The organism is Streptomyces diversicolor (assembly GCF_057537855.1).
In genome coordinates this window covers 164,612-186,893 of sequence record NZ_BAAJXA010000011.1, presented here as the reverse complement: position 1 = coordinate 186,893, position 22,282 = coordinate 164,612, and the positions used below count along the sequence as shown (strand labels likewise).

The following is a 22,282-nucleotide window of genomic DNA, read 5'->3' as shown; positions in this document are numbered from 1 at the left end:
GCGTCGCACCTGTGCGCCGCGCTGCTTCTTGCTGCGGACTTCTCACTGAAACCGGTGTACTTCTGTGCTCACCACCTGGGTCGTCATGCCCACCTGCCTGCCGCTCGTTCGCCGCCGCTGCCATGTGTGCGCGTCCGAACGCTTCCGGGCGAACGGCAAGTTCCGCGTCAACGCACACCACAAGCTCATCGACGCCTGGCTCCTCGCGCTCTGTGCCGCCTGCGGGGAAACCACGAAGCTCACGGTCCTGGAGCGGATGAACGTACGCTCCGTACGACCCGAGCTGCTGGACCGGCTGCACGACAACGACCTCGCCCTGGCAGCCGAGTTGCTTCAGGACCCGGCAGTACGGCGCCGCAACCGCATCGCCCTCGACTGGGACGGCGCCTGGCGCCTCGCCACCAGCGGACCGGATGACCTGGACCGCGAGGTGATCGACGTCTCGGTCCGCTTCGCGGCGCGGATCCCCGTCCGGCCGCTGCGGCTGATCGCGGAAGGCTGCGCCCTTTCGCGGACCGAGGTCGAGAGACTGCTCACGGAGGGGAATCTCGTCTCGGCGGTCCGCCTGACCGGCAAGCTCTCCGACGACTTCACCTTCACCCTCAAGCGCTGAGCCCTCCCAAGGACCAGGGCCTGTCCGACCCGAGACCGCGACGGTTCGCGAGACGCTGGACGAGACGGGCGTGCACTGTGCTGTACGGCGAAGTCTCGGTGAGCGCGTCCATCCGGTGACGGGCGTGCAGTGCGTGTACTTCCTCTGCGAGTACCTGGCAGGGGACGCGACGAACAGCGACGTGGTTGAGAACGTAGATGTGACCTGGGTACCGAAGAATGCTGTGGGCCGCTTCCTTGCCGCCGACACGATCTACCCGCCGATCCTGGCGGCACTGGAGGAAGACGCATGACCGAGCAGACGACAGAAGAGCGACCGGGCATCGCAGCCGCGGTCGTGGTCCAGGATGGTGCCGTGCTCATGGTCCGTCGCCGCGTTGCGGAAGGCCAGCTGTCGTGGCAGTTCCCGGCGGGCGAGATCGAGCAAGGTGAGAGCCCTGAGCAAGCAGCCGTGCGCGAGACGTTCGAAGAGGTCGGCATGAACGTGACCGTGCTGAAGCTCCTCGGAGAACGAGTCCACCCCACAACAGGCCGAAGCATGTCGTACGTGGCCTGTGCCGTGGAGTCCGGGACTCCTCACGTCGCGGACGAGGAAGAACTTGCTGAACTTGCGTGGGTCCAGCATGCCCAGATTCCCGAGTACGTGCCGTACGGCCTCTTCGATCCGGTGCAGGCTTATCTCGACACCGCGCTGATCAGGTAGTCTTCCCGTTTTGCCCCGTCGCCAACTCAGGCTGCCCGATACGCGAGCCCCGTTTGGGCTGCCAATGTGTCAACGAGGAAAAGTCCTCGCCCGTTTTCGTCCGTCGGCTCGGCCTGGATGGGGTTCGCAACCACCTCTCCGGTGAGTAACCACTGGTAGGCCACCACGGCGGTGGCGGGACGCGCCCCGGCAAGGGCGGGGAAGAGCGCAGCGCCCCCTTGAACGGGCCTGTCCGGCACGAACCGCCGGACAGGCCCTGGCGGGAGCGCGGAGGAGCCCGGTCAGCGGGTGTTCAGCGCGCGCCGCGCCGCGTTGATGACTCCCTGGGCGTCAGCCCCGTACACCGCGGACTCCTGCAAGGTCTTCCAGACCCGCAGATAGGTGGCGATGCTGGCGACGTCGTCGACCCACAGCTCGGCGTGCCAGTCCTCGACGACGACAAGGCGTTCGTCAAGGACCCAGAACCCGTTTGCGGCCGGCACTTTCAGCGACGCCCTGAAGGGGATGATCCCGAGTTCCACGGTGTCCAGGCCGATCACCCCCGCGAGCCGATCGAGTTGGGCAGCGAGGACCGACGGCGGACACACCAGTGCGTGCAGGGCCGCCTCCCACACCAGCGCATGGAACCTACGGCCGGCCGCGTAGAGCCACTCCTGACGACGCATCCGAGCCCGGACGGCTTCGTCGGTGTCGCGCGTCGACCCGTGCAACTCCGCGTACCGCAGGAAGATCACACGTGCGTAGTCCGCGGTCTGAAGCATGCCGGGGATGACCGACTCTTCCCACGCGCGGATGACGGTGGACCGGCCGACTTCGAGGTTCCAGCCGTCCTGTACGGGCCGGTGGCCGGCGGCGAGCTGGCGGCGCCACGAACGGATGTGGGACTCGAAGCCCCGCAGGCGCGCGTCCAGTTCCTCGAATGCCTCCGGCCGGCCGACGCCTTCAGCCCATGCGCGCAAGTCGTCGGTGGTTGCGGTCTGCCGGCCGCCCTCCAGTTTGTACACCTTGGAGTGCGGCCAGCCCAGCCGCTCGGCGAGCTGAGTGCCGGTGAGCCGCCCTTCCGGGGCCTGGAGACGTAGTTCCCTCAGGCGTGTTCCCAGGGCCTCCCGAGCCTGCTGGTAGTCCGTGCTCACCGGTGCCTGTCTAGCCCTTCGCGTCCAGCTGCGCCGAGAACTGGTCGTACGGGATGGACGCGTGCACGGCGGCGTCCCGCACCTGGCAGTAGCGCAGCACCTCGGCGGGCTCGGTGATGACCTCGACGTCGTGGAAGGCGTCCCGCTCGTCGAAGCGGAGGATCGCCACCACGCGGCTGTCGAACACCCAGAAGTCCTCTGCGGGAAGGTGAACCCGCTCGGCGTCCTCGCGCCACAGGTTCCGTACGTCCTCACCCGTGGCCGCGTTGACCCGCGCGTAGGACAGGAGGAACAGCTGGCCCTCGGTCGGCGGATTGTCGACGACGCGCACCCGTCCCACGTACTTCCGGCTCGTGGTCTGCTTCCGGATGTTCGCGCACCAGTCGCTGTCGAGGTCCATCGGGGCCGTGCCGGTGGCAAGGAACTCGGCGTACCCGAGGTCCGCACGGTCCGAGGCGTAGCCGCGGCGGGTCTCAAGGTGCCAGGCCGAGTGCTCGAACGTCTCGAAGAGCCGGCCGAACTCCTCCGGATCGATCAGCTCGGGCACGCGCGTCATGCTCTTGGGGCCGTGGTTGACGAGAAGTTCACGCGGGACAGCCACCGCGGCGTCATCAGGGCCGAAGTGCTGCAACTGGCGCAAATCCGCGGGATCGGTGAGCGGCTTGCCCTGGACGATGACTTCACCGGAGTCGAGGTCTTCGTGGATGGCCGGGCATGCGCCGTTCTTGCTGTCAGTGCCGTTGAACCGCAGCCTTCGTGCCATGTCGCCTCCTCGGACGGGGGGGGTGGTCGCCACCAGCATCACCGTGGGCACGGGCCCCTTTCTACAGCGTGTCGCCCCCTGCATGAGACCACATGAGAACATTCGGCCAGACTTCGAGAACATTCGAGAACACTGCGTGGCCGCTGCCAACGAACCGTCCCTACCGTTCTGTTCATGGCCCAAAAACCCGAACGGTACGACGCCGTACGCGTCGATCCGTTGACGGCGGTCGCGTCTCTGCGAGCAGCACTCGGCCAGGCCGGGAGCGGGCCACGCCCGACCCAACCCTGGACAGGCGAAGCGCCAACGGGTCGTCCAACTGAATCGGACCGAACCAAGGAGCATCCGTTGTTCGTTCACTCCGATCGACTCCCGACGTCCGCACCGCTTCCGTCCGGCGCCCGCACCGTCACCCCGTGGGGGGTGAGCCGCATGGCGCCCTACCCGACGATGGCTCCTGGCTACACGCGCGCCGAGCTGGACCCGGTCACTCAGACCACCCGGTTCTTCAGCAGCACCGGGCAGGTCGTGGAAATGCCGGGTCACGGCACGAGCACCGGCACCGCCCCGGCCACCGGCACCAGCCCTGACGGGCAGGGGCAGGGCAACACGGACAGCGACCAAGGAAGCGACAGCGACCAGTGAGCGACCCGCGTCCGGTGTTGGTCGTCACCAGCCTGCACGACCCCACCGCCGACGTGGTGATCCGCGAGCTGCACGACCGGGGCGTCCCGGTCGTGCGGCTCGACTCGGGGGACTTCCCCGCATCACTGTCGGTGGAAGCCGAGATCACCGGTGACGGTCTCCAGGGCCGTATCTCCACCCCGTCCCGCACAGCCGACCTTGCCGACGTCCGTTCGCTCTATTACCGACGTCCCAGTGGCTTTGCCTTCCCGCACCTGAGCGAACAGGACGCGCGGTTCGCGGTCACTCAGGCCCGGTACGGACTGGGCGGGGTTCTGGCCTCACTGCCCGGGTGCCGGTACGTCAACCACCCGCACCGCGTGGGAGACGCCGAGTTCAAACCGTCCGGTCTGGCCGCCGCCATCGGGGCTGGCTTCCACGTGCCACCCAGCCTCATCACCTCAAGCCCGGACGCTGCGAGGGCCTTCATCAAGCGGCACGCCGCGGTCATCTACAAACCGCTGTGGAACCCCGTGTACCTGATCGACGGCGTCTCATCCGTCGTCAAGGTCGCCGAGGTCACCCCCGAGGACATCGACGATCGAGTGGCCGGGACGGCGCACCTGTTCCAGCAGCTCGTGCCTAAGACGGCCGATGTACGGGTGACCGTCATCGGCTCCCGTGTCTTCTGTGTCCGAATCGACAGCGACCTCTTGGACTGGCGCACCGACTACAGCCGGCTGAGCTACACGCCTGTCGAACCGCCGCCGGGCATCGAGCAGGCCCTTCACCGCTACCTGGACCACTTCGGACTCGTCTTCGGCGCTTTCGACTTCTGTGTCGGTGAAGACGGGCGATGGTGGTTCCTGGAGTGCAACCCGTCCGGCCAGTGGTACTGGCTGGAGCCCGAGACAGGTCTGCCCATGTGCTCCGCGCTGGTGGGCCTTCTGGAGAGGACGACGTGAGCGATCAGCGCCTGTTGCACAAGCAGCTCATCGACGCACTGACCGCCGGCGGCAGCCTGCGCACCGAGCCCTGGAAGCGCGCGGCCGAGGCGGTGCCGCGGCACGAGTTCCTGCACGGTGGCTTCTTCCGCCGCGTCGAGGGTGCTGAGCCCACCGCGTGGGCGCCCGTCCTGGAAGACGACGCGGGATGGCTCGAAGCCTGCTACGCCGATGAGTCGCTGGTGACCCAGATCGCCGGCACGATCGTGCCCTCGGACATCCGTGGCCAGATCATGCGCCAGCCGACCAGTTCCAGCACCTCGCCCTCCCTCGTGCTGCGCATGCTGGAAGACCTCCGGATCGAGGACGGGCTGCGGGTGCTGGAGGTCGGGACGGGCACCGGATACTCCACCGGCGTGCTCTGCCGGCGGCTGGGCGAGGAGAACGTCACCTCGATCGAGTACGACGAGGACGTGGCCACGCGAGCACGCGCCGCCCTCGCTCGGCTGGGCATCTGGCCCACGCTCGTCACCGGTGACGGCCTGCTCGGCCACGCCGAGGGAGCACCGTACGACAGGGTGATCGCCACGTGCGGTGTGCGCACGGTGCCGTCGGCGTGGGTCGAGCAGACCCGGCCGGGTGGGATGATCCTGGCCACCGTGGGCGGCTGGCTCGGAGCCTTTGAGCTGGCGCGGATGACGGTCCACGAGGACGGGACGGCGTCGGGGCCGGTGCTGGGCGGGCAGGTCGGCTTCATGCTCGCGCGCCCGCAGCTGCCGCCGCCGCTCGGTGTCCTGCCGGACCTCGGCGCGGGCACGGAGCGTGAGGCCGTCGTCGGGGCCGACGCCCTGGACGACTGGACGACGCGGTTCGTCGTGCAGGCCGCCGTCCCGGACGCGCAGCGCGTGACCCTTCAGCAGGACGGGCGGCAGCAGCACGTTCTCGTCGACGTCGAGTCCGGCTCCTGGGCCGCGCTGTACGAGGAGAACGGCCGTTGGATCGTGCGGCAGGGCGGTGAGGTCGCGCTCTGGGACGCGGCCGAGGAGCAGCTGGGGCGCTGGCGCGCCGCCGGAAGCCCGGCTGAGTTCACGATCACCGTCAGTGCGGACGGGCAGTCCTGCCAGTGGTAGGCGGCCGCCTCACAGGGGGGCGGGCGGCGGGGGGAGGGTGTGGTCGCGGGGGTGTAACCCGGTGCCCGCACGGGACGTAACACGGTCGACGCACGCTGGGCCGCATGGAGATCGTCTCGACGCCCACCCACTGCCCGTACTGCGCCCTGCAGTGCGGGATGCGTCTGTCGCCGGTGCCGGGGGGTGTCGAGGTGACCGAGCGCGCGGACTTCCCGGTGAACCGGGGGGCGCTGTGCGGCAAGGGCCGTACGGCGCCCGCGCTGCTCGCGTCGGGCCTGCGGCTGACGTCCCCGCTGGTGCGTGCGGGCGGGACGCTCGTGCCGGCCGGCTGGGACGAGGCGCTGGACCGGATCGCCGCGGGCCTGTCCGCGGCGCGCAGCGGGTACGGCGCCGACGCCGTCGGAGTGTTCGGCGGGGGCGGGCTGACCAACGAGAAGGCGTACGCGCTCGGCAAGTTCGCGCGCGTCGTCCTCGGCACCTCGCAGATCGACTACAACGGCCGCTTCTGCATGTCGTCCGCGGCGGCGGCCGGCACCCGCGCCTTCGGACTCGACCGGGGGCTGCCCTTCCCGCTGGAGGACATCCCGCGCACCGGCTGTCTGATCCTGGTCGGCTCCAACCTCGCCGAGACCATGCCGCCCGCGCTGCGCTACCTCACCGAACTGCGGGAGAACGGCGGCACGTTGATCGTCGTCGACCCGCGCCGCACCCGCACCGCCGAGCAGGCCGACCTGCACCTGGCGCCCCGGCCCGGCACCGATCTCGCGCTGGCGCTCGGCCTGCTGCACCTGGTGGTCGCGGAGGGCCGCACGGACGAGACGTACATCCGGGAGCGCACGACCGGCTGGACGGAGGCACGGGCGGCGGCGATGGCCCACTGGCCGGAGCACGTGGAACGGATCACCGGGGTGCCGGTCCCCCAACTCCGGGAGGCGGTACGGCTGTTCTGCGAGCCGGAGGCGGCGATGGTGCTCACGGCGCGGGGGCCGGAACAGCAGTCAAAGGGCACCGACACGGTGGGCGCCTGGATCAACCTGTGCCTGGCGACCGGGCGGGCGGGCCGGCCGCTGTCCGGGTACGGCTGTCTGACCGGGCAGGGCAACGGGCAGGGCGGGCGCGAACACGGCCAGAAGGCCGACCAGTTGCCCGGCTACCGCAAGCTCACGGACCCGGCGGCGCGGCGGCATGTCGCGCAGGTGTGGGGCGTCGACCCGGACACGCTGCCGGGGCCTGGCCGCAGCGCGTACGAACTCCTCGACGCCCTCGGCACGGACGTGCGCGCGCTGCTGCTGATGGGGTCCAACCCGGTGGTGTCGGCGCCGCGCGCGGCCCACATCGAGGGCCGGCTCCGGTCGCTGGACTTCCTGGCCGTGGCGGACGTCGTGCTCTCGGAGACGGCGGCGCTCGCGGACGTCGTCCTGCCGGTCACCCAGTGGGCCGAGGAGACGGGCACGACGACCAGTCTGGAGGGCCGGGTGCTGCTGCGGCGGCGGGCCCTCGACCCGCCGGACGGGGTACGCAGCGACCTGGAGGTACTGCACGGGCTCGCCGACCGGCTCGGCGTGCACAAGGGTTTCCCGACGGACCCCGAGGAGGTCTTCGACGAACTGCGCCGAGCGAGCGCGGGCGGCCCGGCGGACTACTCGGGCATCACCTACGACCGCCTGGCACGCGAGAACGGAGTGTTCTGGCCCTGCCCGGAGCCGACCTCTGCGGCGGGCACGCCGACGACTCCCAGCACGGCGGCCACGGCAAGCCCGGCGAGTACGGCGACGACTCCCAGCCCCGTCGCTGCGGCAAGCACGGCGGGTGCGGCGACGACTCCCAGCCCCATCGCTGCGGCAAGCACGGCGGGTACGGCGACCGCGAAAGCCCCGGCCGGGGCCCACCCTGGTACCCCCCGGTTGTTTCTCGATCGGTTTGCCACCGGGGACGGGCGGGCCCGGTTCGTGGCTGTGGCGCATCGGCCGGCCGCCGAGGAGCCCGACGCGGAGTATCCGGTGCTGCTGACCACCGGGCGGGTCGTGGCGCAGTACCAGTCCGGCGCCCAGACCCGGCGGGTGGCCGAGCTGAACGCCGCCGCGCCCGGCCCGTACGTCGAACTGCATCCGCGGCTCGCGGCACGGCTGGGCGCGGCCGACGGCGACCCGGTGGCGGTGGTGTCCCGGCGCGGGCGCGCCGTGGCGCCCGCGCGGATCACGGCCGCCATCCGGCCGGACACCGTGTTCATGCCGTTCCACTGGCCCGGCGAGGGCCGCGCGAACACGCTCACCAACCCGGCGCTCGACCCCACCTCCCGGATGCCCGAGTTCAAGGTCTGCGCGGTGCGCCTGGAGCGCGCGGAGCCCTGACGTCCCGGGCCGGCCAGGCGCCGTCCGCGATCAGCCGGCCGTGGGTCCGCAGCCGGGCGGCGACCGCGGGTGCGGCCAGGTACACCCAGGCGCGGACGGTGCCGCCGTCGCCGCGCAGGACGTCCCGGCCGACGCGTTCGTACAGGCTGCGCGGGTCGCCCGGCACGTACTCCTCCAACCGGTCCAGTTCGGCGAGGAGCCGCCCGTAGTCCTCGGGCCGCGCGGTGACCAGGTCGCCGTGCACGACTCCGTCCGGTGCCGCGACGGCGTACGGGTAGCCGGGGCCGTCGTACAGCACCGCGCCGGTGAGGCGGCCGGACTCCACCCAGGCGGTACGGCCGCGCAGATACCGGTCGTGGTGGCGTGCGCCGGGGCGGAGGGTGCCGTAGACGAAGAACGGGAGCGCCGGGGTCGTCACGGCACCGATTCTCCACCCCCGGCGCCCCCTCCCACAGCCCCGCGTGCCGCCGTCCCGGACCCGGCGGATCGCGGGGGCCGGCCCCGGCCGGGTGGGTCACCCGTTCTCACGCCCTGGGCGGGCCGCCGTTCGTGTGCTCTTCCGGTGTGGCGCGGCGCACGCCCTTGACCTGCCGGAACGCCGGCCCCGGCGGGGGCAACTCGCGGCCCGTACGACACCCGTTCACCGCAGTTCTGACGGCCTTTCAGGGAGCGGGGCGGGCCGCGCGGGCTTTACCTCGGTAGGGCAGGGACGCGACCGACTCGGCGGCACAGCGGGTGCCGCGGGCCGCGGCCCCTGGGACGCGAGGGAGCACGATGCGACGCACAGCCCGCACGCTGACCGGTACCGCGCTCGCCGTCGCGGCAGCGGGTCTCGCCACCACGCCCGCCCACGGGGCCCGCCCCACCGACGCGGCGGCCCACCCACGCGGCGCTCCGGGCGCCACGGCGGCGGCCGGCACCCTGGAGGTGTACCCGTCCACCGCGATTCCGGGCGGGCAGGTCACGGTGAACACCAAGGCGTGCGGCGGCACCGCGGCGGGCGACGCCACCGCGGTCGGCGCCGGCACCTTCACCCTGGCGCCCAGCTCCCACGAGGGCGACGCGATCGGCCAGTTCCGGGTGCCGCCGAGCGCGCAGCCGGGGACGTACGAGATCGTCGCCCGGTGCGCCGACGGCGACCGGCAGGTGACGGGCGACCTCGTGGTGACGCTGTCCGGGGCGCACGGGCAGGTGCAACCGCACGGAAGCGTGAAGACGGGGGTCGGCGGCGCGCTCGGCTCCGACCCCGTGCAGACCGCGGCAGGCGTGGCGGCCCTGGCTGTCGCCGCCGCGGGCGGTACCTGGCTCCTGCATCGCCGGGCGAGAGGCGACGGGATCTGACGGACACCCTCCGCTGTCCGTCCGCCGGTACCGCACATCCCCTCCCCCTCCGGGTCCGACGCCCCTCGCGGCCCGGAGGGGGGTACGGGGTTCCGTTTCCCGGGGGTTCCGCGAGGCCCGGGGCTCCGGGAGGCCGGGAGGTTCGTATGCGCAGGATCGGGGACACCGCGATAGCCGCGGTCACCGTGGTCGCCTTCGGCTCCGGCGTCTGGCTGCTGGGCACCGCCCAGCTGTCCGCGCCGCCGCAGCCCGCCGCCGCGGAGAGCCGCCCGGATCCGGCCGAGGAGCGGCCCCCGGCGCCCGCGCTGCCGCCGTCCCCGCCCACCCGGATCCGCATCCCCTCGATCCGGGTCGACGCGCCGATGACGGGCCTCGGCCTGACACCGTCCGGCAGCCTCGACGCGCCGCCGACCGGCGACAAGAACCTGGCCGGCTGGTACGAGGCCGGCACCGCGCCCGGCGAGAAGGGCACCGCGATCGTCGCCGGACACGTCGACAACTCCGAGGGCCCGGCCGTCTTCTACGCCCTCGGCGCGGTGAAACGGGGCGCCGCCGTGGAACTGGACCGGCGGGACGGCAGCGTGGCGGTGTTCACCGTGGACGCGGTCGAGGTGTACCGGGCGAGCGACTTTCCCGACGACACGGTGTACGGCGCCGCCGAGCGCCCGGAGCTGCGGGTCATCACCTGCGGCGGGGGCTACTCGAAGGCCACGGGCTATCAGGGCAACGTGGTCGTCTTCGCCCATCTGACCGGCAGCCGCTGAGCCGCCCACGGCCGCTAAGCCGACCTCAGCCGCTAAGCCGCCCGCGGCCGGCAGGCGGCCGCGCGGCCCGGCGGCTCACGCCAGCCACTGCTGGTACGCCAGGTTCGCGACCAGTGCGAACACCACCGTCAGCAGTACCACCCGGACAAAACCGCTGCCCCGCTTCAGCGCGGTGCGCGCCCCCAGCATGCCGCCCGCCAGATTGAACACCGCCAACAGCACGGCGAGCCGCCACAACACCGCCCCCTGCCAGGCGAACGTGACCAGCGCGCCCGCGTTGGTGCAGCAGTTGACGATCTTGGCGGTGGCGGATGCGGTGACCAGGTCGAGGTGGAGGACCGCGGTGAGGGCGAGAACGAGGAAGGTGCCGGTGCCCGGTCCGACCAGGCCGTCGTAGAAGCCGATGCCGAGGCCGGCCAGGCCGATGGCCGCGAGGATCCGGCGGGGGGAGGCGGGGCCGGGGGCGGGCGCGGTGCCGAAGGTCGGGCGCAGGATCACGAAGGCCGCGACGGCGAGCAGCACCACCATGATCACCGGCTTGAGCACATCGGTGCTCATCCCTGCCGCGAAGAACGCCCCGGCCGAGGAGCCCGCCAGCGCGGCGAGACCGATGCGGACCGCGGTGCGTACGTCCACGGGGGCGCGGCGGGTGTAGGTCACCGCCGCGCCCGCGGTGCCGACGATGGCGACCGCCTTGTTGGTGCCGAGCGCGGTGGCCGCGGGGGTGCCTGCGGGCAGGCCGAGCAGGAGGGTCGGGAGCAGGAGCAGGCCGCCGCCGCCCACCACCGCGTCGATCCAGCCGGCCGTGAGGGCGGCCAGGCAGAGCAGGGCGAGAACGGTCAGCGGTATGTCGGGCATGATCGTGACTCTATGGGGAGCTGCCCCCAGGTCCCCGCGGGGGGCGGCGGTTGTCTTTCGGGTGCGGCAGCGTTGGGGGTGTTCGCGCAGTTCCCCGCGCCCCTATCGGGCGCATCGGTCGTCGGGTGGGTGCGGGCGCGTGGGGGTTTCTCGCGCAGTTCCCCGCGCCCCTATCGGGGCGCAGCCCCGCTTGTCCTGTCCGGGTCCCTCACACCGGTGACGCGGGCCCGTTGAGGGCAGCGTTCCGTGGGGGAAACAGGGGGGATGCCGTTGGGTAACGTCCGCGTCGGACGCTGCGTGGCATGACCTCGGACATGCGTGTGGTGGTGATCGGCGCCGGCCTCGCGGGCGAACGGCTCACCCGTCGGCTCGCCGAGCTGGGCGCGTCCGCGCTGCTCGTCGGCGAGGAGGAGCACCCCCCGTACAACCGGGTCCTGCTCGCGGAGGTGCTGGCCGGCCGGTACGGCCCCGAGGTGATCGCCCTGCCGGCGCCCGCGCGTCTCGTGCGCGCCCGGGTCACCGGCATCGACCGCGCCACGCGGCTGGTGCGCTGCGCGGACGGCTCGGAGATCGCATACGACACGCTCGTGCTGGCCACCGGCTCCAACCCCGTGCTGCCGCCGCTGCGCGGCCTGTTCGGGGCGGGCGGGCACGAACTCCCCGAGGGCGTCCACGCGTTCCGCACCATGGACGACTGCCTGGGCCTGGCCAAGGCGCTGCGGCCGGGCGTGCGGGCGGTCGTCGTCGGGGGCGGGCTGCTCGGTGTGTCGGCGGCCCGTGCGCTCGCCGTGCGCGGCGCCCAGGTGGTCCTCGCCCAGCAGGCCGAACGGCTCATGGAGCGCCAGCTCGACCCGAACGCGTCCCGGCTCGTGCTGCGTCACCTGACAGACCTGGGCGTCGAGGTGCACACCGAGTGCCGGGTGCGGGACGTGCGCTCGGCCGGCGGCGCCGTCCGCTCGGTGGAACTGGCCGACGGATACGCCCTGGACGCCGATCTCGTGGTCCTCGCCTGCGGGGTACGCCCGCGCGTGGGGCTCGCCGCTGACGCGGGACTCGCCGTCCACCGGGGCGTCCTCGTCGACGACGAACTGCGCACGTCCGACCCGCACATCCGCGCCGTCGGAGACTGCGTCCAGCACGCCGGCACGGTGTACGGGCTGGCCGCCCCCGCCCTCGAACAGGCCGAGGCGCTGGCCGGGTTGCTCACCGGACGGCCCGACGCGAAGTACACCGGCACCCGTTCGCTGACCCGGCTCACCTTGGCCGGCGGCGGCTCACCCTTCGACCTCGCCGCGTTCGGCGAGATGGAGCCGCGCCCCGGCGACGACGTCGTACAGCTCGCCGACGCCACCCGCGGCACCTACCGCAAGGTCGTCGTCCGCGACGACCGCCTGGTCGGCGGGGTCCTGGTCGGCGAACTCGGCACCGTCGGCGCGCTCGCCCGCGCCTGGGAGGGAGCAGAGCCGCTCCCCGACGACGGCCCGCTGCTCCATCTGCTCACCAACGACGGAGGCTCCTGATGTCCACGACCGCACCCGTTGGGGGCCGCCCCCGCCCCACGATCGTGCTCGTCGGCCACGGCATGGTCGGCCAGCGCTTCCTCGAAGCGCTCGCCGAGCGCTCTCTTACCGCCACGCACCGCGTGGTCGTGCTGTGCGAAGAGCCGCGTCCGGCCTACGACCGGGTCCAGCTCACCTCGTACTTCTCGGGACGTACGCCCGAGGAACTGTCCCTGACCGACATGGAGTTCATCACCGGCCACGGCATCGAACTGCACGTGGGCGACCCGGCGCGGCGCATCGACCGGGCGGCCCGCACGGTCACGGCCCGCTCCGGTCTGACGGTCGGCTACGACGTCCTCGTTCTGGCCACCGGCTCCTCCCCCTTCGTGCCGCCCGTCCCCGGCAGGGACGCCGAGGGCTGCTTCGTCTACCGCACCATCGAGGACCTGCTCGCGATCGAGGAGTACGCGAAGTCCCGGGCGACGACGGGTGCGGTGGTAGGCGGCGGGCTGCTCGGTCTGGAGGCCGCGGGCGCGCTCAAGGGCCTCGGACTCACCAGCCACATCGTGGAGTTCGCGCCGCGGCTGATGCCGGTGCAGGTCGACGAGGGCGGCGGCGCCGCGCTGCTGCGCACCATCGAGGACATGGGCCTGGCCGTGCACACCGGCGTGGGCACGCAGGAGATCGTCGTCGGCGCGGACGGCGCCGTCACCGGCATGAAACTGTCCGACGGCTCCGAACTCGCCGCGGATCTGGTGGTGTTCAGCGCCGGTGTGCGCCCCCGCGACCAGCTAGCCCGGGACGCGGGCCTCGCGGTCGGCGAACGCGGCGGGATCACCGTGGACGAGCGCTGCCGTACCGTCACCGACCCGCGTGTGTTCGCGATCGGCGAGTGCGCGCAGGCCGTCGACGGCCGGGTGTACGGCCTGGTCGCGCCGGGCTACGAGCAGGCGACGACGGCCGCCGCCGCCATCGCCGAGGACGAGTCGGAGCAGCCGGCGTTCACCGGCGCCGACCTGTCGACCAAGCTGAAGCTGCTCGGCGTGGACGTGGCGTCCTTCGGCGACGCGCACGGCACGGCCGCGGACTGCCTGGACGTCGTCTACTCCGACTCCCGGTCCGGGCTGTACAAGAAGCTGGTCATCGGCCGCGACGGCACGCTGCTCGGGGGCATCCTGGTCGGCGACGCGGAGGCGTACGGCACGCTGCGCGCGCTGACCGGCACAGTACCGCCCGTCCCGCCGGAGCGGCTGGTGCTGCCGGCCGACGCGGCGGCCCCGGCTGCGCTCGGCCCGTCCGCGCTGCCCGACGAGGCGGTGATCTGCTCCTGCCACAACGTCACCAAGGGCACGATCCGCGGCGCGGTGACCGAGCACTCCTGCACCAGCGTGCCCGAGGTGAAGAAGTGCACCCGGGCCGGTACGGGCTGCGGCAGCTGCGTCAAGGTGCTCGGCCAGCTGGTCACCGCCGAGCTGGAGGCGAGCGGCGTCGAGGTCGACAAGGGCCTGTGCGGCTGCTTCGCGCACACCCGCGAGGAGCTGTACGAGATCGTCCTCGCGCTGCGCATCACCTCCTACCGGGACCTGCTGGACCGCTACGGCCGGGAAGCCGCACGGGGCGGCGACGGCTGCGAGACCTGCAAGCCCACCGTCGCCTCGATCATCGCCTCCCTCGCGCCCAGCATCGGCGCGGACGGCTATGTCCTCGACGGCGAGCAGGCGGCGCTCCAGGACACCAACGACCACTTCCTCGCCAACCTCCAGAAGAACGGCTCGTACTCGGTCGTGCCGCGCATCCCCGGCGGTGAGATCACCCCGGAGAAGCTGATCGTGATCGGCGAGATCGCCCGCGACTTCGGCCTCTACACAAAGATCACCGGCGGGCAGCGCATCGACATGTTCGGCGCGCGGGTCGAGCAACTGCCGCTGATCTGGACCCGGTTGGTGGACGCCGGCTTCGAGTCCGGGCACGCCTACGGCAAGGCGCTGCGCACGGTGAAATCCTGCGTGGGCCGGACCTGGTGCCGCTACGGCGTCCAGGACTCCGTCCGCATGGCGATCGACCTGGAGCTGCGCTACCGGGGACTGCGCGCGCCGCACAAGCTGAAGTCCGCGGTGTCCGGGTGCGCCCGCGAATGCGCCGAGGCCCAGTCGAAGGACTTCGGTGTCATCGCCACCGCGAGCGGCTGGAACCTCTACGTCGGCGGCAACGGCGGCGCGACCCCGCGCCACGCGGATCTGCTCGCCCAGGACCTGAGCGACGCCGAACTGATCCGGCTGATCGACCGTTTCCTGATGTTCTACATCCGCACGGCCGACCGCCTGGAACGCACCAGCGTGTGGCTCGACCGGATCCCGGGCGGCCTGGACCACGTACGGGACGTGGTGGTGCACGACTCGCTCGGCATCTGCGCGGAACTGGAGTCCCTGATGGCGGCCCATGTGGCGCACTACCGCGACGAATGGGCGGAGACCATCAACAACCCGGAGAAGCTGGCCCGGTTCGTGTCCTTCGTGAACGCCCCGGACACCCCCGACCCGGTCGTCGGCTTCGTCCCCGAACGCGACCAGATCAAGCCCGATCTGCCGCTGCTGTCCATCGGCATGCGGCGTACACCGGCACTGGAAGACGCCCTGGAAGGAAGCTCCCAGCGATGACCCTGGCACCGGAGACCACCGACCTGAAGGTCCAACTGCGGCTCGCGGAGGGCTGGTTCACGGTCTGTGACATCAGTCTGCTGACCCCGGGCCGCGGGGTGGCGGCGCTGCTGCCCGACGGCCGCCAGGTGGCCGTCTTCCGCGACCGGGCGGGCCGGCTGTACGGCATCGACAACCGTGATCCGTTCGGCGGCGCGGCCGTCCTCTCCCGCGGCCTGACCGGCACCCACGAGGGACGCCCCTACGTCGCCTCCCCGCTGCTGAAGCAGCGCTTCGACCTGACGTCCGGACAGTGCCTGGACGACACATCGGTCCGCGTGACGACATACAAGGTACGCACCGCTTGACGTGCTCCCTGGCCTAAAGTCCGGGGATTCCGGCCTGGGTCGTCCGACCCTTCCGGGGGCTTCCTGCTTCACCGCGCTCGCCGCACGTCCACTCCCGGACGTGCAGGGGCTTGGGGCCGTCCCGGAATCCGCAAACCGAGCAGACCTGAGAGGACGGGAAGACCCGGTCCACCTTGGCGAAGGTGCGGCCGTGCAGAGCCGCCTTGTACTCCAGCATGCCGACGAACGCGGACCATCCCGCGTCGTACACGGACTTGGCGAGCCGGCTGCGCCCGAGACCGGACACCGCGAGGTCTTCCACGTACACCGCTTGATTGTCGCGGATGATCTGCGTGGATGCCTTGTGGTGCCAGTCCCGGCGCCGGTCGGCGACCTTGGCGTGCTGGCGTGCGACCTTGATGCGGGCCCTGGCCCGGTTCCTCGATCCCCTGGCCTTGCGGGACAGCTCCCGCTGAAGACGCTTGAGCTTCCTCTCGGCCCGGCGCAGAAAGCGCGGGGCACTGATCTTCGTCCCGTCGGACAGGACCGCGAACGCGGACAGGCCGAGGTCGATGCCGGACTCCGCTTCCACCTGCGGGAGGATGTCCGGCTCGGTGTCCACGACGAAGCTGAGGAAGTACCGGCCCGAACTGTCTTTGGTGACGGTCAGGGACGTGGGCGCGGCCGGAAGCCGGCGGGACCACGTGACCTTGAGGCTGCCGACCTTGGCCACGTACACCGTGCCGTCGCCCTTCAGGGAGAAGGCGTTGCTGTTGAGGCGGATCGACTGCCGGGTGTCCTTCTTCGACTTGTACCAGGGCGGGCCGGCCTTGTGGCCCTGCCGCTTGCCCTTGAGACTGTCGAAGAAGTTCTTGTAGGCGGCATCCAGATCCCGCAGGGACTGTTGCAGGACAACCGCTGACACGTCGGCGAGCCAGGCCCGTTCCTCGGTGCGCTTGGCCTGGGTGATGCGAAGCCGGGACAGCTCGGCCGACGTCACGTACGGCAGCCCTGCCGCGTGTGCTTCCTTCCGGTCGCGCAGGCAGTCGTTCCACACCACCCGGGCACACCCGAACGCACTCGCCAGCGCACGGCGCTGGGCGGCGTCCGGGTAGGCCCGGAAGTTGTAGCGGAGCTGCATGGCCAAGACCCTATCCACCACTGGTCGCATGGATGAGCAAAACGGACTACAAGCGGGGCAGGCACGTCGTCTCGGCGATGCATGTGCACGTGGTCTTCGTGACGAAGTACCGCCCGGAGCTGAAGGAGTTCAACGGCGAACGCGATCATGTCCACCTCCCGGTGCACCGCCCGCCCGAGGTCGCCGTCTCGAAGCCGGTCAACAGCCTCAAGGGCGTGTCCGCCCGCCGGATACGGGGCGGCGCCCTCGCACTGGGTGTACGGCTGGCTCCCCTGTCTGGGAAGTCAGCCGCTCTCCATGTCGGCGTGGAGTCCGGAGCAGAGCAGGTTGAATGCCCGGGCTGCCGCTGTGGCGACACTGTCGCGGACATGGGTGGGTGGTTCGCCGGACAAGATTCGTCGTTGCAGTTCGCGCAAGGCGGCCCGGTGTGTGCCAGCGATGGCTCCTGCGAGGAGCGTGAGCGTCAGGTGGTCGCCCTGGTTCGGTCCGGTGGCGGTGTTCGGCGGGTGTTCGGCCAGGGCGGTCGCCAGCGCGGCCTCGGCGCGTTCGCTGATCTCGCGTCCGCGTGCACGCAGTGCGGCGCTGTCGTCGATGACCTGCCAGAAGCGGGGCGCGTCGGGGTGGAGCCCGAGTGCGGGGTCGTCGTGCCGCAGGGCGTCCAGCAGGTCGTCGCGGATGGTCTCCACTGGGCAGGCGCTGGGTGCGCGGTCGCGTACCAGCGCGGCGAGATGGCCCTCTACTTCCGCCTGGCGATCGAAGAAGAGGTCTTCCTTGGTGGGGAAGTAGTTGAACACGGTGTTGGTGGAGACGCCTGCGTGGCGTGCCACCTCGGCGACCGTGACCTGGTCGAAGCCGTGCTCCAGGAAGAGGGGCAGGGCTGCGTCGGCGATCGCCGTGCGGGTCTGCTGCTTCTTGGTCTCTCGAAGGCCCATACCCAGATGATAGTGTCACCACAAATTTGCAGTGACACCAAGATTTCTGGGGTGAGGTAAGCATGACCTTGCACTTCGGTATCTATCCCGGTGGGATCCTGGGCGACGAGCAGGGCATCGTCCACCCGGTCCGCCCGGATGTGCCGGACCGCATCATCGAGGCGCTTGACGCGCTCCAAGGCGACAGGGCCAGCCTGTCGGTGCGCGCCTACCGCTCATTCGCCGCGACCATGACGCCGCTGGAACCGCCCACGCCCGCCGATCCCGCGACGTATCTGCAACGGGGTCGCAAGCTGGACCTCGTGCTGCAATTCCGAGAGCCATCCGGCGAGTTGGAGGGATGGCCGGAGTTCGTCCGCGAGGCCGTCCGCACCGGTGGGCCGCACCTGGCATCCGTCCAGATCTGCGAAGAGCCCAACGCCGACCTGCCCGTGGTCGACGGCAGCATTCCCAACGTTCTGAACGCGCTCGTCGAGGGGGTTGTCGCGGCCAAGCAGGAGGCCCGGGGCCTGGGCCGCAGCGTGGCGGTCGGCTTCAACGCCGTGCCGACCTTCAATCCAGCCGACACCTTCTGGTCCGAGCTCGGCGCCCTGGCCGACGACCGCTTCCGGCAAAGCCTGGACTACGTCGGCCTGGACTTCTTCCCGGACGTGTTCCGTCCCCTCCCCACCGACCAGTTGGCGGAAGCGGTCACCGCCGTCCTCACCGCATTCCGGCGCACCGACCTGCGAACGGCCGGCATCCCCGACAGCGTCGCGATCCGCGTCTGCGAGAACGGCTGGCCCACCGGCCCGGGCCGCGGCGAGCAGCGGCAGGCCGCGGTCCTCGAAACCGTCGTACGGACCGTCGCCGCCCTCTCCGCCGACCTCAACATCGACGGATACTCGTTCTTTGCCCTGCGAGACGCCGACAGCACCGCCGAGGGCCTCTTCCACCGCTTCGGCCTGCTGCGCGACGACTACACCCCCAAGGAAGCCTTCGACACATACCGGCGCCTCATCAACGAACTGGGCAGTCCCTCGGTCGCGCCGCGCTGATCATCGGAGTTCGCGTACGCCCTTTCCGTGTCGGAGCGATCGGAGGGCTCGTTGGCTGATCTCAGCGGCGTAGGTGTTCCAGTCGCCATCACGAACACCTCGGACGATCACGAGCCGCTGGTCACCGGAGATTGCTTGATCGGATCCCGTAGCGTCTCGCGCACCCTCGGATTGTTGCGTACGAGCTGCGGCGACGTGCGCTCAGCTGGGCGCAGCTCCGCGGTAGTTCTCATCCGAGCTGAGATCATCCGCGAGTGCCTGGGCCGGTCCTGGTGGCGGGCCGCCGCGACAGCGGGCCGCAGGTGAATCACCCCCAGCAAACTCGGTGCCGCAGGGTCGTTGTCGGGGATCTGAGACGAGAGCCAAGCGCGGCCGTATTGCCCAGCTCCAAAGCGTCGTCGTACCGACCAATGGCCAGTTGGGCGGTCCATGCCCGACCGCGCGGCGGACGCCACGAGTGGGTCGTCAGACGCGTCTGCGGCACGCATCGCGCGCTCTGCAGCGAGCCGCGACATATCCGATTCGCCGATCTTGGCAGTCTGCGCAGATGGTGGAAGGAGGGACGGCGCCCCCGCACAGGGTGCCGTCCCTCCTTCTGGTGGGCCGGAGACGCTGTCGATCGGTGAGGGTCGGGGACCGGCGGCGGCTCCGGGGCCGGGGCGGGGCGGTGAGGGACGCCGCCCCGCGGGATCGTGGTCAGCGGTGGTCGCTGCCCGCCGACTGGGTGGCGGCGCGGCCGGCCTCCAGCCGGGCGACCGGGATGCGGAACGGGGAGCAGGAGACGTAGTCCAGACCCACCTCGTGGAAGAAGTGGACCGACTCCGGGTCGCCGCCGTGCTCGCCGCACACGCCGAGCTTCAGGTCCGGGCGGGTGGCGCGGCCCGCCTTCGCCGCCGACTGCACCAGGGAGCCGACGCCGTCCTTGTCGATGGTCTCGAACGGGCTGACGCCGAAGATGCCCTTCTCCAGATAGGCGGTGAAGAAGGACGCCTCGACGTCGTCGCGGCTGAAGCCCCACACCGTCTGGGTGAGGTCGTTGGTGCCGAAGGAGAAGAACTCCGCGGCCTCGGCGATCTGGCCCGCGGTCAGCGCGGCACGGGGCAGTTCGATCATGGTGCCGATCGCCAGCTTCAGCCCGGTGCCGGTCGCCTGCTCCACCTCGGCGATGACCCGGTCGGCCTCCTCGCGGACGATCTCCAGCTCCTGGACGGTGCCGACGAGCGGGATCATGATCTCGGCGCGAGGGTCGCCCTTGGCGTTACAGCGTTCGGCCGCGGCCTCGGCGATCGCCCGGACCTGCATGCTGAACAGGCCGGGGATGACCAGGCCGAGGCGGACGCCGCGCAGGCCCAGCATGGGGTTCTGCTCGTGCAGCCGGTGCACCGCCTGGAGCAGCCGCAGTTCGTTCTCGTGCGGCTCCTGCCGGGCCTCCGCGAGCGCCACGCGCACCGACAGTTCGGTGATGTCGGGCAGGAACTCGTGCAGCGGCGGGTCGAGCAGCCGGACCGTCACCGGCAGCCCGTCCATCGCCTCGAACAGCTCGACGAAGTCCCGCTTCTGGAGCGGCAGGAGCTGCTTCAGCGACTCCTCGCGCTCCGCCTCCGTATCGGCCAGGATCAGCCGCTCCACCAGCTCGCGCCGGTCACCGAGGAACATGTGCTCGGTGCGGCACAGGCCGATGCCCTGGGCGCCGAAGCGCCGGGCCCGCAGCGCGTCCTCCGCGTTGTCGGCGTTGGCGCGCACCCGCAGCCGGCGCTTGCGGTCGGCGAACGCCATGATCCGGTGTACGGCCTCGACCAGTTCGTCGGCGTCGTCGGCGCCCGCGTGCATCCGGCCCTCGAAGTACTCCACGACCGGGGACGGCACCACCGGGACCTCGCCCAGGTACACCTTGCCGCTGGAGCCGTCGATGGAGATCACGTCGCCCTCCTCGACGACATGCCCGCCCGGCACCGTCATCCGGCGCCGCTTGGTGTCGACCTCCAGGTCCTCCGCGCCGCAGACACAGGTCTTGCCCATGCCGCGCGCGACCACGGCCGCGTGCGAGGTCTTGCCGCCGCGGGAGGTCAGGATGCCCTCGGCCGCGATCATGCCGTCCAGGTCGTCGGGGTTGGTCTCGCGGCGGACGAGGATGACCTTCTCGCCCGAGCGGGACCACTTGACGGCGGTGTAGGAGTCGAAGACCGCCTTGCCGACCGCGGCGCCGGGCGAGGCGGCGATGCCCCGGCCGACCTGGTCCGCCTTGGCGTGCTCGTCGAACCGCGGGAACATCAGCTGGGCGAGCTGGGCGCCGGTGACCCGCTGTAGCGCCTCGGTCTCGTCGATCAGGCCCTGGTCCACCAGCTGGGTGGCGATGCGGAAGGCGGCGCCCGCGGTGCGCTTGCCGACGCGGGTCTGCAGCATCCACAGCTGGCCGCGTTCGATGGTGAACTCGATGTCGCAGAGGTCCTTGTAGTGGTTCTCCAGGACCTCCATGATCTCCAGGAGCCGGTCGTACGACGGCTTGTCGATGTTCTCCAGCTCGGCCAGGGCCACGGTGTTGCGGATGCCCGCGACGACGTCCTCGCCCTGCGCGTTCTGCAGGTAGTCGCCGTAGACGCCCTGGTGGCCGCTTGCCGGGTCGCGGGTGAAGGCGACTCCGGTGCCCGAGTCGGGGCCGAGGTTGCCGAAGACCATGGAGCAGATGTTGACGGCGGTGCCGAGGTCGTGCGGGATGCGCTCCTGACGGCGGTAGAGCCTGGCCCGGTCGCCGTTCCAGGACTCGAAGACCGCCTTGATGGCGAGGTCCATCTGCTCGCGCGGGTCCTGCGGGAAGTCGCGGCCCGTCTCCTTCTTGACGATCTTCTTGAAGGTGCCGACGACGTTCTTCAGGTCCGCCGCGGCCAGTTCGGTGTCGTCCGTTACCTGCTTGGCCTCCTTGGCCTTGTCGAGGGCGTCCTCGAAGTGGTCGCCGTCGATGCCGAGGACGGTCTTGCCGAACATCTGGATGAGCCGCCGGTAGGAGTCCCAGGCGAACCGCTCGTCTCCGGCCTGCTCCGCGAGACCCCGCACGGACTCGTCGGACAGGCCGATGTTCAGGACGGTGTCCATCATGCCCGGCATCGAGAACTTCGCCCCGGAACGGACGGACACGAGGAGGGGGTTGTCGGCCTGTCCGAGCTTCTTGCCCATGGCCGTTTCGAGGGCTTCGAGGTGCGCACTCACCTCGTCACGCAGTGCCGCCGGCTCCTCGCCGCTGTCGAGGTAGACCTTGCATGCCTCGGTGGTGATGGTGAAGCCCGGGGGGACCGGAAGGCCCAGATTGGTCATCTCGGCGAGGTTCGCACCCTTGCCACCCAGGAGGTCCTTGAGGTCCTTGTTGCCCTCGGTGAAGTCATAGACGAACTTCACGCTCTCAACGCTTGCGCCCGACGCGGGTACCTGAGGATCTTTGTTTTCCGACACGGGACTCGACTCCTTGAGGC

General features: G+C 71.1%; 19 protein-coding genes and 2 pseudogenes. 14 read left to right on the top strand and 7 right to left on the bottom strand.

All coding sequences use genetic code 11. From position 1 onward, the window contains the following. The first annotated feature begins 64 nt into the window (after positions 1–64). The 3 genes and pseudogenes from AC27LF_RS15630 to AC27LF_RS15620 all read left to right on the top strand — a co-directional run bounded on the left by AC27LF_RS15630 (position 65) and on the right by AC27LF_RS15620 (position 1,315). A complete protein-coding gene (locus tag AC27LF_RS15630; protein WP_479658954.1) occupies positions 65–613 on the top strand; it encodes a DUF1062 domain-containing protein in 549 nt (182 codons plus the stop codon). Positions 614–638: 25 nt separating this feature from the next. After that, positions 639–905 (top strand): annotated as a pseudogene (locus tag AC27LF_RS15625) (NUDIX hydrolase); the annotation flags it as partial. Next, complete coding sequence (locus tag AC27LF_RS15620) at positions 902–1,315, top strand: NUDIX hydrolase (RefSeq protein ID WP_479658953.1); 414 nt, start codon at positions 902–904, stop codon at positions 1,313–1,315. The pseudogene AC27LF_RS15625 and the gene AC27LF_RS15620, both read left to right, overlap by 4 nt. A 281-nt stretch (positions 1,316–1,596) precedes the next feature. Here the strand turns inward: AC27LF_RS15620 and AC27LF_RS15615 are convergent, their stop codons facing one another. After that, on the bottom strand, positions 1,597–2,448 hold the full coding sequence (locus tag AC27LF_RS15615) for a helix-turn-helix domain-containing protein (RefSeq protein ID WP_479658952.1): 852 nt from the start codon (positions 2,446–2,448) through the stop codon (positions 1,597–1,599). A 10-nt stretch (positions 2,449–2,458) separates the two neighbouring features. Continuing rightward, positions 2,459–3,211 carry a DUF6879 family protein gene (locus AC27LF_RS15610; protein ID WP_479658951.1) on the bottom strand — a complete coding sequence of 251 codons (753 nt, stop codon included), beginning with the start codon at positions 3,209–3,211 and terminating at the stop codon, positions 2,459–2,461. A gap of 174 nt (positions 3,212–3,385) precedes the next feature. On the opposite strand from AC27LF_RS15610, the gene tgmA reads away from it, so the two are divergent. From tgmA to AC27LF_RS15590, 4 genes are all read left to right on the top strand, one after another. After that, positions 3,386–3,856: a putative ATP-grasp-modified RiPP gene (gene tgmA / locus AC27LF_RS15605; RefSeq protein WP_479658950.1), complete on the top strand. Its 471-nt coding sequence runs from the start codon at positions 3,386–3,388 to the stop codon at positions 3,854–3,856. Beyond that, positions 3,853–4,800 (top strand): ATP-grasp ribosomal peptide maturase, encoded by a 948-nt coding sequence (gene tgmB, locus AC27LF_RS15600; protein ID WP_479658949.1) that lies wholly within the window; start codon positions 3,853–3,855, stop codon positions 4,798–4,800. The genes tgmA and tgmB overlap by 4 nt, the downstream gene beginning before the upstream one ends. After that, positions 4,797–5,909, top strand: coding sequence for an ATP-grasp peptide maturase system methyltransferase (tgmC, locus tag AC27LF_RS15595; protein WP_479658948.1), 1,113 nt, complete (start codon positions 4,797–4,799; stop codon positions 5,907–5,909). Before tgmB ends, tgmC begins: the two co-directional genes overlap by 4 nt. Before the next feature lie 104 nt (positions 5,910–6,013). Beyond that, complete coding sequence (locus tag AC27LF_RS15590) at positions 6,014–8,260, top strand: molybdopterin oxidoreductase family protein (protein ID WP_479658947.1); 2,247 nt, start codon at positions 6,014–6,016, stop codon at positions 8,258–8,260. On the opposite strand, the gene AC27LF_RS15585 is transcribed toward AC27LF_RS15590, so the two are convergent. Further along, positions 8,220–8,678: a gamma-glutamylcyclotransferase family protein gene (locus AC27LF_RS15585; RefSeq protein ID WP_479658946.1), complete on the bottom strand. Its 459-nt coding sequence runs from the start codon at positions 8,676–8,678 to the stop codon at positions 8,220–8,222. The genes AC27LF_RS15590 and AC27LF_RS15585 overlap by 41 nt on opposite strands. A 356-nt stretch (positions 8,679–9,034) precedes the next feature. Here AC27LF_RS15585 and AC27LF_RS15580 point away from each other — a divergent pair, with 356 nt between their 5' ends. Beyond that, the gene (locus tag AC27LF_RS15580) at positions 9,035–9,601 is read left to right on the top strand and encodes a hypothetical protein (protein WP_479658945.1); all 567 of its coding nucleotides are present in this window, start codon (positions 9,035–9,037) and stop codon (positions 9,599–9,601) included. A 146-nt stretch (positions 9,602–9,747) separates the two neighbouring features. Beyond that, the gene (locus AC27LF_RS15575; RefSeq protein WP_479658944.1) at positions 9,748–10,365 is read left to right on the top strand and encodes a class F sortase; all 618 of its coding nucleotides are present in this window, start codon (positions 9,748–9,750) and stop codon (positions 10,363–10,365) included. Positions 10,366–10,440: 75 nt separating this feature from the next. Here AC27LF_RS15575 and AC27LF_RS15570 read toward each other — a convergent pair whose 3' ends face one another. Then, on the bottom strand, positions 10,441–11,223 hold the full coding sequence (locus tag AC27LF_RS15570) for a sulfite exporter TauE/SafE family protein (protein ID WP_479658943.1): 783 nt from the start codon (positions 11,221–11,223) through the stop codon (positions 10,441–10,443). Positions 11,224–11,525: 302 nt separating this feature from the next. Between AC27LF_RS15570 and AC27LF_RS15565 the strand changes: the two genes are divergently transcribed. The 3 genes from AC27LF_RS15565 to nirD are packed head-to-tail and all read left to right on the top strand — an operon-like array spanning position 11,526 to position 15,729. After that, entirely contained in the window at positions 11,526–12,743 is a 1,218-nt protein-coding gene (locus tag AC27LF_RS15565; RefSeq protein WP_479658942.1) for an NAD(P)/FAD-dependent oxidoreductase, read from the top strand. Then, entirely contained in the window at positions 12,743–15,382 is a 2,640-nt protein-coding gene (gene nirB / locus AC27LF_RS15560; RefSeq protein WP_479658941.1) for a nitrite reductase large subunit NirB, read from the top strand. Before AC27LF_RS15565 ends, nirB begins: the two co-directional genes overlap by 1 nt. Then, positions 15,379–15,729, top strand: coding sequence for a nitrite reductase small subunit NirD (nirD, locus tag AC27LF_RS15555; protein WP_479658940.1), 351 nt, complete (start codon positions 15,379–15,381; stop codon positions 15,727–15,729). Before nirB ends, nirD begins: the two co-directional genes overlap by 4 nt. Positions 15,730–15,742: 13 nt before the next feature. Here the strand turns inward: nirD and AC27LF_RS15550 are convergent, their stop codons facing one another. Beyond that, positions 15,743–16,849, bottom strand: a complete 1,107-nt coding sequence (locus AC27LF_RS15550; protein ID WP_479658939.1) for an RNA-guided endonuclease InsQ/TnpB family protein — start codon at positions 16,847–16,849, stop codon at positions 15,743–15,745. Positions 16,850–16,881: 32 nt separating this feature from the next. Between AC27LF_RS15550 and AC27LF_RS15545 the strand changes: the two are divergent. Continuing rightward, positions 16,882–17,085: pseudogene (locus AC27LF_RS15545) on the top strand (transposase); the annotation flags it as partial. A gap of 48 nt (positions 17,086–17,133) precedes the next feature. Here AC27LF_RS15545 and AC27LF_RS15540 read toward each other — a convergent pair. Next, positions 17,134–17,781 (bottom strand): TetR/AcrR family transcriptional regulator, encoded by a 648-nt coding sequence (locus tag AC27LF_RS15540; RefSeq protein WP_479658938.1) that lies wholly within the window; start codon positions 17,779–17,781, stop codon positions 17,134–17,136. Between the two features lie 62 nt (positions 17,782–17,843). On the opposite strand from AC27LF_RS15540, the gene AC27LF_RS15535 reads away from it, so the two are divergent. Then, positions 17,844–18,818, top strand: a complete 975-nt coding sequence (locus AC27LF_RS15535; RefSeq protein WP_479658937.1) for a hypothetical protein — start codon at positions 17,844–17,846, stop codon at positions 18,816–18,818. Positions 18,819–19,514: 696 nt separating this feature from the next. On the opposite strand, the gene ppdK is transcribed toward AC27LF_RS15535, so the two are convergent. Then, positions 19,515–22,262, bottom strand: coding sequence for a pyruvate, phosphate dikinase (ppdK, locus tag AC27LF_RS15530; RefSeq protein WP_479658936.1), 2,748 nt, complete (start codon positions 22,260–22,262; stop codon positions 19,515–19,517). Positions 22,263–22,282 lie beyond the last annotated feature (20 nt).

Bases quoted from the DNA above. Each gene is read 5' to 3' on its own strand.
- AC27LF_RS15620 (WP_479658953.1), top strand. From the start codon at position 902: ATGACCGAGCAGACGACAGAAGAGCGACCGGGCATCGCAGCCGCGGTC.
- AC27LF_RS15610 (WP_479658951.1), bottom strand. From the start codon at position 3,211: ATGGCACGAAGGCTGCGGTTCAACGGCACTGACAGCAAGAACGGCGCA.
- tgmA (WP_479658950.1), top strand. From the start codon at position 3,386: ATGGCCCAAAAACCCGAACGGTACGACGCCGTACGCGTCGATCCGTTG.
- AC27LF_RS15590 (WP_479658947.1), top strand. From the start codon at position 6,014: ATGGAGATCGTCTCGACGCCCACCCACTGCCCGTACTGCGCCCTGCAG.
- AC27LF_RS15580 (WP_479658945.1), top strand. From the start codon at position 9,035: ATGCGACGCACAGCCCGCACGCTGACCGGTACCGCGCTCGCCGTCGCG.
- AC27LF_RS15575 (WP_479658944.1), top strand. From the start codon at position 9,748: ATGCGCAGGATCGGGGACACCGCGATAGCCGCGGTCACCGTGGTCGCC.
- AC27LF_RS15570 (WP_479658943.1), bottom strand. From the start codon at position 11,223: ATGCCCGACATACCGCTGACCGTTCTCGCCCTGCTCTGCCTGGCCGCC.
- AC27LF_RS15565 (WP_479658942.1), top strand. From the start codon at position 11,526: ATGACCTCGGACATGCGTGTGGTGGTGATCGGCGCCGGCCTCGCGGGC.
- nirB (WP_479658941.1), top strand. From the start codon at position 12,743: ATGTCCACGACCGCACCCGTTGGGGGCCGCCCCCGCCCCACGATCGTG.
- nirD (WP_479658940.1), top strand. From the start codon at position 15,379: ATGACCCTGGCACCGGAGACCACCGACCTGAAGGTCCAACTGCGGCTC.
- AC27LF_RS15550 (WP_479658939.1), bottom strand. From the start codon at position 16,849: ATGCAGCTCCGCTACAACTTCCGGGCCTACCCGGACGCCGCCCAGCGC.
- AC27LF_RS15540 (WP_479658938.1), bottom strand. From the start codon at position 17,781: ATGGGCCTTCGAGAGACCAAGAAGCAGCAGACCCGCACGGCGATCGCC.
- AC27LF_RS15535 (WP_479658937.1), top strand. From the start codon at position 17,844: ATGACCTTGCACTTCGGTATCTATCCCGGTGGGATCCTGGGCGACGAG.